Origin of the sequence: Desulfovibrio sp. JC022 (assembly GCF_010470665.1) — a bacterium.
In the GTDB taxonomy this organism is placed as follows: Bacteria; Desulfobacterota; Desulfovibrionia; order Desulfovibrionales; family Desulfovibrionaceae; genus Maridesulfovibrio.
The window spans coordinates 129,426-143,539 of the sequence record NZ_VOPZ01000006.1; the positions used below are offsets into that span (position 1 = coordinate 129,426).

At 51.8% G+C, this 14,114-nt stretch carries 9 protein-coding genes; 4 read left to right on the forward strand and 5 right to left on the reverse strand.

The window, feature by feature from the left end:
- The first annotated feature begins 3 nt into the window (after positions 1 to 3).
- The 4 genes from FMS18_RS11195 (at position 4) to FMS18_RS11210 (ending at position 5,309) form a co-directional block, all read left to right on the forward strand.
- Positions 4 to 1,194 carry a beta-ketoacyl-[acyl-carrier-protein] synthase family protein gene (locus tag FMS18_RS11195; protein WP_163294521.1) on the forward strand — a complete coding sequence of 397 codons (1,191 nt, stop codon included), beginning with the start codon at positions 4 to 6 and terminating at the stop codon, positions 1,192 to 1,194.
- Positions 1,194 to 2,075 (forward strand): beta-ketoacyl synthase chain length factor, encoded by an 882-nt coding sequence (locus tag FMS18_RS11200; protein ID WP_203544610.1) that lies wholly within the window; start codon positions 1,194 to 1,196, stop codon positions 2,073 to 2,075. The genes FMS18_RS11195 and FMS18_RS11200 overlap by 1 nt, the downstream gene beginning before the upstream one ends.
- Before the next feature lie 3 nt (positions 2,076 to 2,078).
- Entirely contained in the window at positions 2,079 to 3,239 is a 1,161-nt protein-coding gene (locus FMS18_RS11205) for a 4-coumarate--CoA ligase (RefSeq protein WP_163294523.1), read from the forward strand.
- Positions 3,240 to 3,365: 126 nt separating this feature from the next.
- On the forward strand, positions 3,366 to 5,309 hold the full coding sequence (locus FMS18_RS11210; RefSeq protein WP_163294525.1) for an aldehyde ferredoxin oxidoreductase family protein: 1,944 nt from the start codon (positions 3,366 to 3,368) through the stop codon (positions 5,307 to 5,309).
- Between the two features lie 20 nt (positions 5,310 to 5,329).
- Here the strand turns inward: FMS18_RS11210 and ade are convergent, their stop codons facing one another.
- The 5 genes from ade to FMS18_RS11235 form a co-directional block, all read right to left on the reverse strand.
- Complete coding sequence (gene ade / locus FMS18_RS11215; protein ID WP_163294527.1) at positions 5,330 to 7,030, reverse strand: adenine deaminase; 1,701 nt, start codon at positions 7,028 to 7,030, stop codon at positions 5,330 to 5,332.
- A 94-nt stretch (positions 7,031 to 7,124) separates the two neighbouring features.
- Positions 7,125 to 8,864, reverse strand: a complete 1,740-nt coding sequence (gene fliD / locus FMS18_RS11220) for a flagellar filament capping protein FliD (RefSeq protein ID WP_163294529.1) — start codon at positions 8,862 to 8,864, stop codon at positions 7,125 to 7,127.
- 12 nt (positions 8,865 to 8,876) lie between these two features.
- Complete coding sequence (gene flgL / locus FMS18_RS11225; protein ID WP_163294531.1) at positions 8,877 to 10,367, reverse strand: flagellar hook-associated protein FlgL; 1,491 nt, start codon at positions 10,365 to 10,367, stop codon at positions 8,877 to 8,879.
- 9 nt (positions 10,368 to 10,376) lie between these two features.
- Positions 10,377 to 12,461, reverse strand: coding sequence for a flagellar hook-associated protein FlgK (flgK, locus tag FMS18_RS11230; RefSeq protein WP_163294533.1), 2,085 nt, complete (start codon positions 12,459 to 12,461; stop codon positions 10,377 to 10,379).
- Between the two features lie 60 nt (positions 12,462 to 12,521).
- Positions 12,522 to 14,111, reverse strand: coding sequence for a flagellar hook protein FlgE (locus tag FMS18_RS11235; RefSeq protein ID WP_163294535.1), 1,590 nt, complete (start codon positions 14,109 to 14,111; stop codon positions 12,522 to 12,524).
- Positions 14,112 to 14,114: the final 3 nt, after the last annotated feature.

The following is a 14,114-nucleotide window of genomic DNA, read 5'->3' on the forward strand; positions in this document are numbered from 1 at the left end:
TATATGGACCGTCCCGTCAGCATCTGTGCCAGCGGCTGTATCTGCGCCGCCGGAAAGGACACCCGCGCATGTTTTGAAACCATGCTGAATGGCGACGTCCAGCCCACTTTTGCACCCGGTTTTTCCTATGACCAGCCCATGCACTCGCCTGTTTTCGCGGTAGAGCAGGAATGGCTGGAAAGACAAGAAAAGAATCCCGCACTCACCGAGACCATGCAACTGCTTTTTCCGGCGGTGGAAGAGGCTCTTGCACAAAGCGGACTGACCACGGAAAGACTTGGCAACCTAAAAGTAGGTTCCTGCATCGGCTCATCCACCGGAGCTTCGCTTAATTTCAAATCATTCTACCAGCAGTGGCGGAAAGGCGATGAGCCGGACCTAGATATTATTGAAAGCTATCTACACAGCAATCCGGCGGCGGCTCTGGCTGAGAGATACAAACTGAACGGTCCGGTACAGACGGTGACCAATGCCTGCTCTTCCGGTACTGACGCCATCGGCATAGCTGCCTCGTGGATCAGGCACGGTCTTTGTGATCTGGTTATTGCCGGGGGCGCGGACGCACTCAGCGGAATTTCCTACACCGGATTCTCCCGGTTGATGATCACCAGCCCTGAAAAATGCCGTCCTTTTGATAAAGACAGGCAAGGACTTAATCTCGGCGAAGGCGCGGCAGTGCTAATTCTTGCCAGTGAAAACACAATGCAGGAACTGAAACTCAATTCCATGGGCCAAGTGCTGGGTTATGGGACCTGCTGCGACGCTCACCATCTGACCGCCCCGCACCCAGAAGGAACCGGACTGAAACAGGCAATAAACGAAGCCCTTGTACGCAGCGGAATTACTGCTTCCGAGATCGGTTTCATCAATGTTCACGGCACCGGAACAGAAAATAACGACCGTATTGAAGGACAAGTTATCAGTAAGCTTTTCCCCGAAACTCCATTCACCGGAACCAAAGGGGTTACCGGACACACTCTCGGTGCAGCCGGAGCAATTGAAGCAGTCATGACTGTCATGTCCCTGCAAAACGGCCTGCTCATGCCTACCCGTGGATTTCATGAAGCCGCAGCTGAATCAAAAGCAATCCCGGTCACTGAACAGACCGAAATCAATGCTGAATACGGACTCAGCGACTCACTGGCTTTCGGCGGCAATAACTCTGCACTTGTTTTCAAAAAAGGGGCAGTATAATGCGCCTTGCCCTGCATGGAATCGGGACCGCGTTGCCTGAAGCCGAAGACGCGGTGGAGACATCCGATCTCAATTCATATTTCGCACCCCGCCGTTTACGCCGGGTGGATCATTTTACCCGCATGACCCTGCTGGCCGGATGCCGCGCCCTGCATGACGCAGCCGGAACTGTGCAGGAGGATTTGAAAACCCCGCTGGACCTGCCCGAAGATATGGGAGTTGTCATCAGCACCGGGTACGGGCCCTCGCAAACAATCTTTGAATTTCTGGATTCCATCATTGATCACGGGGCAGGCTGTGCTTCTCCGCTGGCTTTTTCACATTCAGTGCACAATATCCCAGCGGCAACTATGTCCGTTTTCCTGAACAATCCCAAACCCTACACTACCCTCTGCCAACTACACGGACCTCTTCTTGCCGGACTCCAGACCGCCGGATGCTGGCTCGCTGAAGGCAGGGTAAAAAAAGTCCTGCTCGGCCTTGTGGACGAAAAAACTCCTTTGCTTGAAGACAACACCCGCCGCCTGCTCGAAAACAAAGGGCTGGCCGGCGAACAGATTCCTGTTGGTGAAGGAGCATGTTTCTTCCTGCTCGGATCTGCCGAAGAAGCTAACGCGACCAGATACGGCACGCTAGAATTTGAAACCTTTTCTCCGCAACAATTGCCAAAAGCCCAATTATCCGACGCAACCTATGCCCCGGCGCGCTCTATTTCGCGGCTATCTAAACTCGATATTTCCGCCACTGCCAGCAGACAAACAGACATGCCCTGTGCAGCCGCACCCGAACTTGCAACAGCCGCCATGAAAAATGAACAAAGCTGCTGCATTGAACAAGCGGGAAACAACTTCGGTGTAATTTCCGTTAAACCGCAAGGCTGACCCATGACTGCCGACCTGTCACTCACTGCACAAGATATTGAGGAAATGATCTCCTCAACCCTGCTGGCAGAGATGGATTACCAGCAGAAACTAAAATATTGCTGCGGACAATCTCTTGGCAGCAGTTTTACGCCCGGCAACGAAGTCTTTCAGGAGCCAAAACTTATTCTTGAACGGATCGCCCGGATTTTCGGAATTGATTCCACTGAAATTGCTGGAAAAAATATCGCCGACTTGGCGAAATTAACCTTCACAAAAACAAACGGCAGACCGCAAAACCTCACCTTTTTCACTTCCGGCAGTACCGGAACCCCTGTACCTGCGGAATCAGATTTCGCTGATCTTAAGCAGGAGATCCAATCACTTGCCAAACTCTTCCCATCGCGTAAACGAATAGTAAGTTTCGTGCCCCGGCACCATATTTACGGTTTCCTGTTTTCCATCATGCTGCCCAAAGCTCTTGATATCCCGGTAGAATACAGAGCGGCCCTACCCGGAGCCGAGCAGATCAAAACCATGATGCAGGGTGACCTGATCATCGCCTTTCCCCTGCTGTGGAAAAAACTGGAAAAACTGCATACCGAGTTCCCGGAAGATGTGTACGGCGTGACATCCACCGGACCATGCCCAGTAGAAACTATCACCAGCCTTCAAACGCAAGGCCTTGCCCGTATGACCGAAGTTTACGGCTCATCCGAAACAGGCGGGATCGGTTATCGCCATGACCCAGCGGAGATGTACACCCTACTGAACCACTGGAAGCAGACTGGAAATTCTACAATTGAAAGGACCTCGGCAGACGGAAGCAAGCAGATTCACACCTTGCAGGATAACCTCGAATGGCAGGGAGCGCAGTTCAAACCGCTGAAGCGGACAGACAAAGCCGTGCAAGTAGGGGGAATTAATGTCTACCCTGCGCGAGTTGAAGAAATTTTCAAGACCTGCCCGCAAGTAAAAGAATGCGTTGTGCGCCTTATGCGCTCCGAAGAGGGCGAAAGATTAAAAGCATTCATTGTTCCAGCCGCAAAAATTGAACATGCCCTTCTCGAAAAAGAATTACGCAATCTGGCTAACCAAGAACTTTCCCGCCATGAAAAACCCGGTAAATATGACTTCGGCCCCACCCTTCCGGTTTCGGAAATGGGCAAGCTAACCGACTGGTAAACTAAGACACGGAACCCCTCCCACAAATTGAAAATACGTATTTAGAGTTACGTAAAGTTGCCACCCATTCTACAACCATGATATATGGATACTAGTGGGAACCAGTTCCTTAAAAGAGGAGGGCTTATGCACGGCTGGGCAGGGTGGATTTTAAGAGTTGAGCTGGACAATGGAAAAATCAACAGAACTCCGCTTGATCCGGGTATAGCGCGTGATTTTATAGGCGGGCGCGGCCTTAATTCACTAACTTTATTCAATGAAGTCGGACCGCACATTGATCCCCTCTCCCCTGAAAACGTCTATTGCCTTGGGGCAGGCCCTCTTTCCGGCACCCCGCTGGGGCTGACCAGCCGGGTAGAAGTCAGCACCCTATCCCCATATTCCGGCATCCTCGGCGACGGCAATGCCGGCGGAGCTTTGGCCTTCATGATGAAACGGGCCGGATTGGATCAGATTGTTATTACCGGTCAGGCCGAAAAGCCCTGCTACCTGCTGGTGGAAGATGAACGGGCAGAACTGCGTGACGCAGAGGAACTCTGGGGACTTTCCGTCTGGGAAACCACTGACAAATTACAGGAAAAACACGGCAAGGCCACCAGTATTGCCTGCATCGGACAAGCCGGGGAAAATCTGGTCCGGGTGGCAACCACCATGGTGGACAAATACGCTTCTGCGGCCCGTGGTTCAGGCGCGGTCCTCGGCTCCAAGAGACTCAAGGCCGTAGTGGTCAAAGGCAGCGGGCGGGTCTCGCTGGCTGACGCAGATACATTCAAAAAACTTGCAGCTGAAGATCGGAAATTCTTCAAAGAATCCGATTTCCAGCGTGAAGTGGTCGGGCAGTACGGCACTCATATCGGAATGATGATGTGGGAACCGGGCTTCCGCAATTACGAAAAATACTGGGACGGCAACGATGTACCGGACAAGCTGCGCCCTGAAGCATGGAAAGAATTCTCCCTTGGGCGGCACGGCTGTCATGGCTGCCATGTTCGCTGCAAAGATTACTACCGCATTCCCTCCGGTTCACGAGCCGGGGAAACCGGCAAGGCCATGGAATATGAATGCATATTCTGCCTCGGAACAAATTGCGGGGTGACTGATCCGGTGGCAATCATGGAGATGGAAAATATTTGTGATACATACGGTATGGATGTGCTGGCTCTTGGCAATACAATAGCCATGCTCAAAGATTTATACAGCCGGGGCCTGATTGACGAGGAATTAACTGACGGGCTGGACCTGAACTGGGAGAACCACGCTGACCAGATCGAGCTGCTGCACCGCACAGCCATGCGCCAAGGACTGGGAAATCTTGTGGCCGAGGGCATGTACACCCTTGCCAAGCGGCTGGGCGGCAAAGCCATGGATTACTGCTACCACGTAAAGGGTTTGTCACGCGGTCCCTATCCCAGCGGGGTTTTCTCACTGGCCCACGCAACTTCCACCCGCGGGGCCGACCACCTGCGCGGGCGTTCATGGGCTTTCAGTCAGCCGGACCCGGATATGTTTCCCATCCTGAAAGAAAAAGGACTACTCTTGGAAGATGTGGATGAAAACCCGGCCCCGGCAGTAATCGTCGGCGAGCGCATGACCACCCTGACCGACTGCATCGGACGCTGCAAAGGCGCGGTGAACAACTGGATCAGTGCCACGCCGCTGGTCTGGAAGAAACCCATTTTCGAAGGACTGGCTGAGCTGCTGGAAGCGGCAACAGGTGTAGGTTACACAGCAGAAGAACTGGAGCAGGCTGCGGATCGCGTTTATGCACTGGAGCATGCCTTCAACCTCCGACAGGGAACCGCCCGCAAGGACGACCGCATGCCTCAGAAACCAGAAATCCGCGACACCGAAGAAGGCAAAGCAGACCTGCGCAACCACGAGAAACATCTGGACCAGTATTACGCACTACGCGGTTACGACCGGCAAGGACGCCCCACCCCGGAACGGCTTAATGAACTTGGGCTGAAATTTGTGGAACAAGGGCTGAATAGAATCCCGGCCCGCAAGCCTTGGGACGGTCCGCCCATGTGGGATATGGATGATTACCCCAATGGAGGAATGCGAAGTTAGAGGCAGCCCATCAAATGGTTTCACTCCGCCCACATCCCGACAAAATCAAATTTATCCACGTCAACCAATCCCCGGTCTGTAAGTTTCAGGCTGGGGATAACCGGAAGGGCCAGAAAAGAGATGAGCATAAAGGGATTGTATGAACAGCCCAATTGCTGCGTGGCCCGGTCCAGTCCACTCACCCCTGCGGCAACTTCGTCAAGCCCCTGATCACTCATCAACCCTGCCACGGGCAGAGGCAGTGTAGCCAACACGCTACCGTCACGGACCACCGCAAAACCGCCGCCCATACTCACTGCTTCACGCGCCGCCAATGCCATGTCCGCATCATTCATTCCTGCCACAATCAGGTTATGGGAATCATGGGCCACGGTTCCGGCAATGGCTCCGTGAGCAAGCCCCAGCCCGCGAACGAATCCCATGGCATGATTACCTGTAGCCCGATGGCGTTCGATGACCGCGAGCTTGCATATATCCCGAGCGGGATCGGCAACGGGCAGACCGTCTTCCAATAAGGGTTCCAGTTCCAGATTCTCAGTCAAAAGTTGTCCGGGAGTTACCCCGATAGCCCTGATTCGCCCACTGCCCTTTTCCGGAACAAACATATTTTTATCTATCTCGACTCCCACATGCATGGAGCCGCGCGGGGCAACCCCATTCCCGGATTCAAAACTGTGTTCTTCCAAAGGAAGGCCGCTTAAAAAGACTTCATGAATAGCGAAATCCTTAAGATCATCCACCAGAAAACAATTTGCCCGGTAGCCCGGTCCGACTGCCCCGTAACCGCTGAGGCCGAAATAGCGGGCCGGATTAATGGAAACCATCTGCACCGCTCTGAGCGGGTCCATGCCGAGAGCCACGGCCCGGCGCAAACCGTAATCAAGATGCCCGTTTTCACGCAGGTCCAGTACATTGCGGTCATCAGTAACTATGGAAATATTCTGGGAGTTGAAATCATTCACTATACCGAGCAGGTCTTCCATGTTCCGCTCAAGAGAACCTTCACGCATCATCAAATGCATGCCCGCGCGAAGCTTCTCCATTGCTTCCGAAATATTGGAGCACTCATGGTCACTGCGCGGCCCGGCAAGCACATAACCATTCAAATCCATCCCCGTAAGCAACGGGGCATGACCGTCAATTATCCTGCCTGCTGCTGCCTCAAGTTTAGACAGCACTTCCGGGTCCACCGCCAGGACTCCGGGGAAATTCATCATTTCAGCCAGCCCCAGAATTCTATCTGGATAACGTCGTAAAAAATTTTCTACATCAACAGCACTCAACCTTGCTCCGGAATCCTCCAGCCCGGTAGCCGGAACACAGGAAGGAAACATAAAAAAAATTGATACCGGCAGGTCACGGGAAGTCTTGAGCATATATTCCACCCCTGCACGGCCCAAAACATTTGCTATTTCATGGGGATCGCAGACAACAGCAGCGGTGCCGTGTTCAGCCACGGCCCGGGCAAAATGGGGCGGAGTCAGCAAAGTAGATTCAATATGGATATGACCTTCCACCAGACCCGGAAGCAAAAAACGCCCTTCAGCATCAAATTCGCGCTCAGCCACGTAATCCCCAAAACCGAGAAAAATCCCCTTGGCAATGCCTACATCCGATTCATGGATTTCCCCACTGAGAACATTCACCACCCGGCAGTTACGAATAACCAGATCAGCGCATTCCAAACCACGGGCCAAATCAATCATCTGGGCCAGCTGCATAAATCCTCCAGCATTAAAACAGAGTCAAAGCAATCTCCGACGCTATCAATTTAACACCTTTAGACCGAGCAGGACAGCACTTAAGTATAAGAATTTACTTCTTACCACTCCCCAGCTTGGCTATCTGACCCTGCAACATTTTCAGTTTCCCTCCATATTTGGAAAGCACAGTATCAAGACGAGAGTATTTGGCCTTGAGGGTTTTCTCCAACCTTTCCAGACGGTTCTTCTCGTAATCAAGTTTCTTGTCGATGTTCTTAATAATGCCGGTGTAGTTTTCACTGATAATATTCAGGATACCGGTTTTGGAATTGGTCATATCCTTCAGGGTCTCGATCATTTCTATTGTTTTCCCGGTCTTGATGCCCGCTGTGCCGGAATATGTTCCATCTGCATGATTATCCACGCGCAGTGCCATGCCCAGCCCGGCCATATCATCAGCGGTAATTTCCCATCCGGCAATCCGGGCGGCTTTGCCGTTAATGGTGGCGGAAGTGATTTTACCGCCTGAGACAGTATAAGAAACCTCATGGCTGCCGGGCTTGGTTACTCCTTTGATCAAAGATTTAATCGTAAAATTAGGAGAGCTGGTACTGGCCTCATAATCTGCGGAAAAAAGCTTAGCCACTCCGTCAGGATCATCTTTCATAGCCTTTTCGAATTTCTCTTCATCTATCTTAAGTAATCCAAAATTTGGTGAACTCTGGTCTGTATCAGTTTCAATTCCAAGAGTACTCAAAGTATTATATCTATCCCCGGAACCGGCCTCCGAATCAAAATTATTGAATCCCTGCCCCTTGGTTGCAGTGAGATCTTTAAAACGATGCGAAGCCAACTGAACCCCATAGTTACCGGTAAGAATCGAGCCCTTATTTTTGTCCTTCGTAGTATCTACCTTGGAAATATCACGCAGGGCTTTTCGGACAACATTAACCTGCTTCACGAATTCGCGAACATTTTCCATTATCTTTTCAGTATCCGTGCTCACGTTGACTATTACCGTTCCCGGTGAAGTCGGCTTTTTCAGATTCAAGGTCAGCCCCTTTGAACCGTCCGTGACCATATTTGTATCGCGCTCAATCCAGTTGTCCGCACCTTCAGGGAAACCGTCAATCTTGAGCTTGGAATTCTGCCCCTGCTGCAAATTACTCATGGCAGACGGAGCAAGTGCAGCAAGAGTGGTGGAGCTGTTAAAAGTGATGCGGTTGGCTTCACCCATTTTCAAACTGCTGAATTTCAGCCGATATTCATTCCCGGTCTTAATCGCTTCCACCTGAACATTCCCTTTCAGCTCCGTGGTGGCGTTAAGCATTTTGACCAACCCCTCTACGGTAGTTCCTGCCGGGACGTCTAGATTTGCGGTCTTGCCTGCACAACTGATACTGATTTTGCTAGCCGTAGGGGAAACAACAGCCTTGTCTGAAGCAAAACTGGAGCTGGATGTCCAGATATCGTTACGGGCCAGTTGTTTGATTTCAACCTTATAAGGAGAAGTAGGCGCGGTACTGTCCGCTGTGGCGGTTACACTTGCTGAATCCGTAGAAGTGGTAACCCGGCCCATAAACTTACCGATACTATCCATCTTCTTAAGTGCAGTACTCAATTCTCCCATCTTGGTGTTGAGATCCTTAAGACTTTCCTTTTTCTGCACCCACTGGGATCTCCAATTCTTCAACCTGCGTTGATGAAAACCCTGCTGCTTGATGGTGGTTTCAACAATCTTACCGAAATCAGTACCGTTCCCCAGCTTTTCAAATTTGGTCTTACCGGACCAGTAACTGGAAGTAGTCCCGGCGGTGGAAACCTGTGCTCCAACTTTTCCTATATCTGCCATGACTTCTCTCCCTTACATGAAGTTGAGGATTGACATTTGATTGATCATCCGCGAACTGCGGGCCACGGCCTCGTAAATAAGCTTGCTCTGGTTAAGTTCGCTGAGCAGTTCGCCGAGATCGGCATCTTCAAGGCGGCTGATCAGGGCTGTATTGTTGTCCTTGCGAATTTCAGCCAGTTTTTCCGCGCTGGCCGCCCGGTTCATGCGTGCCCCGATTTCCGCGGCTTTCATTTCCACATGCTCATGGACTTTCTTCAGTTCGGCCACACATTCGCCGATCCCATTCTTATCGTTTGTCTCCACGTAGCCGATGAGTCTGCCCAATGTTTCAAAAAGATTGCTGTTCTTATTGTCAGGAGAAGGAGTAGGATTGGCAGCTCCGGGCTTGGTGTAAATCCCGCCGAAGATATCCTTACCTATATTGTTGACCCGAATGGAACGGCTCTGGGAAATATCAAGACGCAGGTCAGCGGTATTGGGCCGGATAACAAACTGATCGCCCTTACTCATGGTTGTTCCAGCTCCGGGCGAAAGAGTCAGGCTGCCGCCGGGAACTTCCAGACGGGTATCTGCGGAAACATTCGAATGGACCCAGCTGGCCCCATTATCAAGGCTGTAGGAATAAGTGATGGGCGGAGTGTTTACATCCCCGTTCTTATCGATACGAACCAGCACATCGCTCTGGAACTTGCCGTCAGCTTCAGTATTAACCTGCGTGTCCCCGTATTTGATTACGTTAAGATCGTCGTTATCATCCCCTTGATATTGAAGGGCCGGACGCACGATAAGTCTGGTTCCACCTTTATCAGTATGCTCTGTAACTGCGGTTCCGTTCTTCATCTCCACAGTGGCCGGACCGAGATCAAGCTCAGTGCTTCCGGGATTGAGGGTTCCGTTCTTCCAGGTCTTGCCGCCGTCTGAGCTGTATTTATAAGTAATGGTATCGGTGCCTACGGTTCCGCCGGAAGTAAAACGCACATCAACCGATGATTCCGAAGCCCCCTTAACCGCAACCACGGACCCGCCAGGAAGATTGGGATCGGTTGTGGTGGCAGACAAGGTCTGTTCGTAAGCGTTAGTATCCAGTTTATGCCCGGCAAAAATAGACTTGCCACCGAACTCGGTATTGGATTTATTGAGCAGGTTACCCAGAATTCCGCGCAGGTTCTGCCCAATGGAACGACGCTGCTCAGCAGTGAGCGTTCCGGTTGCGGCCTGCTCCGCCAGAGTCTTGATCCGTCCGATATCAGTACTGGTCTGCTGCAATACCCCGTCAGCAAGGCTAAGCCAGCTGGAAGCGGTCTTAATGTTCTTAATGTACTGCTTTGTTTCCTGTCCAAAAGAACGGCAATTGATGATTCCACCCATGGCTGCCGGATCATCTGAAGGAACCAGCACCCGCTTCTGAGCAGAGTTACGCATCTGAGCATCAGCCATGCGGCTCATGGATGAGTTCAGGTTGTAAAGCGACATGTTGAAAATCTGATTGGTAGATATTCTCATTTTGTCCCCCTACTTGAGTGAAAGCAGTGTTTCGAACATTTCATTGGCGGTTTTAATCAGCTTTGCAGCAGTCTGATAGGAACGCTGGTAACTAGTGATATGGTTCATCTCCTCATCAATACTGACCCCGCCCACAGATTCCTGCTTATCAACCAGACCTTTAAGAACAGTCCGGGAAATTGACATATTGGCCTTGGCGTCCGCAGCATGCGAACCGACAGTCGCCACGAGGGACGAATAAAAATCATTGAAACTGGACTCGGTGGACGTTCCCCCGGATTTAAAATTAACGTTCTTCTTCCCGGCAAGAGCCGCCACAGCGCGGGCGGTTGAGTTATCCCCCTTGTTCACTTCCCCGGCCCCGTTCACATGTGCAGCGGCGATCTTTGAGGGATCGGCTTCAATATTTGAATGAACCTTGATGGATGCTGCGTCATGCCCTTCAAAGAATGTATTCATGCCCAGCCCCGCAAGAACTCCGCTGGTGTCGTTGGAAAACTGGAACCTGTTATCGCCCAGCCCTTTAATGGAAAGCTTGCCATTGGTAATCACGGCCTGTGCCTTCCCGGAAAAGCTGGCATTAATGGCATCACGTACATTTTCAAGAGAATGCACTGCCGGATCGAAATTCTTTTTACCCGGTGCAATGGAGGAAAAATCAACAGCCGAAACCGAAACTTTTTTTCCGGTATTGGCATTGTAAAAAGCCATGCTGAAACTGCCCGAAGTAAGCTTATCCGCGTAAGGCAGATTGCTTTTGGCAAGCGGTACAGAACTATCACGAACCCCATAGGTACCAATTACATTGGCATGGTTAACCAGCCCGGCCCCCTGCGAATGGGCACGGTTTACTTCCCAGGCAATGGATTTGGCAAATGAATTCAGCTTCTCAATATACGAACCGATCTTCTCATCACGCGCCCGGAGCAATCCGGCAATGGAACCGCCCTTCAAGCGGCGTTCCCCGTCATTACCGGCCACTGGACTGACGGATTCGGAAGTGGAGCTGTTCCGGTACCAGCGGACTTCTGTCTTCGGAGTCAGGGTAAAACGGTCTCCATCTTTGAGCTGAGTGGTCGCCGCGCTGGCACTGCTTCCCGCCTTACCGAACCAGAACTTGACCCCGCCTACGGTCACAGCTTCATTCTGTCCCCCGGCATTAAACAGTTTTTCACTACCGTCAGGATTGCTGACCCAAGTCTTTCCGCCGTCACGGGAAACCTTAAACTGCGCAGCAGGAGCGGCACCGGAAGCATTGCCGTCACTAACAACCTGAATGGTCAGTTCTTCACCGGAATGGCCGCTGAAGTGAACTTCATCCTTGAACGGAGAACCGGGAACCAGCGAATTACGCACTTTCCCCTGTTCAAACTTCAATTCAAAAGCTTTATCGCCTTCAACCAACTTCTGGCCTTCGCCCAATGAAACAATAACCTGACCGGAAGGCTCTTCCTGAACGCTGATATCCACCAAAGAAGAAAGACCGCGCAGAACCACATCCCTACGATCTAGCAAAGTGTTGTCAGTAGGATTGGCAATGATCCGTTTATTCAGCTGGGCAAGTTCCTTGATAGCGTCGTTAGCCTTACCTACTTCCTGTTTGAGGTGGGAGGTAATCAGATCCTGCTGGCGCTGTAGATCACTCACGAGCGAATTGAGTTGCGAAGAAAACTTCTGGGCCGATCCCACAAGGGCTACCCTGTTCGCTCCCAGCTTAGGATCATTGGCAAGGGACTGCCACGCAGCCCACATGTCGGACATGGATTTACTGACCCCGGCGTCCTTACTTTCCACAAAAAATTTCTCAACCATGGAAAGGTTACCGGATTCAGCACTCCAGCGGGAAAATTCCGGGCTTTTATCCAGCACGCCGCGCTCCAGAAACTGGGATAAATTACGCTGGATACTCTGGATGGAAGCCCCGGTACCGTAGGACCAGCGACCTTCCCTGATCGACATGTTTTCGTCCTGAACAACAGTCCTGCGACGGTAACCGGGGGTCTTCAGATTCGCTACGTTGTTGCCGTGAACAGAAAGCCCCATCTGGGCGTTCTGCATGGCTCCGCGGCCGATGGAAAATATATTACCAAGCATGGTTGTACTCCCATGCCTCCGGCGGCTGGGGAAGGGGAGGCCGCCGGAGGCATTCAGAAATTATCTCTTCAACTGGATAAGTTCGCCGAGTAACTGGTCGGCTGTGGTGATGGCTTTACTGTTGGCCTGAAACCCGCGCTGCGTGGTGATCAGCTTGACCATTTCATCCCCCACATCCACGTTGGACTGCTCCAGCTTGTTGGAGGCGATGGAACCCAGCGGCCCTGTTCCGGCCCGTCCGGTCAGTGCCGGCCCGGAATCACGGGTCTTGGAGAAGAGGTTGCTCCCTTCACGGCGTAAACCATACTGATTGTTGAAGTTGGCAAGAGTGAGTACGTAGAGATCGAGCACCTGCCCGTTGGAATAACGCCCGGTAACAACACCGTCCCGGTCCACTTCCACGGCTTGCAGAAACCCTGCGCCATACCCGTTCTGAGACTGAGAATTACGAGCATTACCAGTGTCATAGGAGGTTGAGTAAGATGCGCTCCGTTTGGGAGTGGTAAAGTTTGGAATTTTTGACAAGGCCGTACCTACAGCCGAAGCATCAGCTGTGGTGGGTGTACTCCAAGTGGGCGGATTACTGCCGTTACTAAGTCCGAAATCAAGGGTGATGGGATTGGCTTTGGCATCAGTGGCAAGGTTTGCGTCGGCCTTGCCAAGGAAGTTGGCAGTAAAAATGGGCTTACCGGAATCAGACATAGGTGAAGGAGTCCAGTTATTGAGGTTCTGCATCCCCCCTGTAGCTCCGGCTTTGAGCGAGAAGGAACTCATGCCGATCATCTCCCCGCGCGGGTTGAAAGTCATGGTCCCGGTCATAAGCAGCCCTGCTGCGGAAGTGGTTTTAAGGGCAGTACCACCAATTGTCCTTCCGTCTTCATTGGGGGGAACAGTAACGATAAACTCGTAAACCCTGTTACCTGCTGCATCCGTGGTCACAGTGTTATCTTTGACCGGATCAAAATAAATGGTCAGGTCATGAGAGGTTCCGCTTTCATCAAATGTCTTGATGGTATTCTGGAAGGCATAGCGGTCTGCGGGGAGGGGAGGATTATTTTTCCCATTCCATGTCTGGTGCAATGAAAAGAAGGGCTGTCCGGTCACATTGCACTTATCCTCAGCCTTGGAACTGAGGTTAACGTTCATGGCTATTTCAGAAGTGCGCACCGGAGGTGACTGAAAACGGTCCAGCTTGATATCCGTAGGTGTGCCGATTGTATCCGGCTTACCGCTTTCGGAATTGGGATTAACCTTCCAGCCCTGCACCACGTAGCCGTGGGGATCTGTCAGCACCCCCTGCTTGTTGAAAATAAAGTTTCCGGCGCGGGTGTAGAATGTCGCATCTGTATCCGGGTGGCGAACAGTGAAGAATCCCTTACCGCCGATGGCTACGTTTGTGGCCTCGGATGACGGTTCGAAGGGGCCCTGTTTGAAATCACCGTAAATAGAGGCGATTCCTACGCCGTGGCCCACCTGACCTATACCGCCGCCGGTATTGACTGTGCTGTAAAATGTGTCTTCAAAGGAAGTACGCGCTCCCTTGAAACCGATGGTGCTGCCGTTGGCAAGGTTGTTGCCGATAATGCTCATAGCCTGACTGTGAGCACGGATACCGCTGATACCGTTGTACATTGATCCTTTTAAACCCATGAG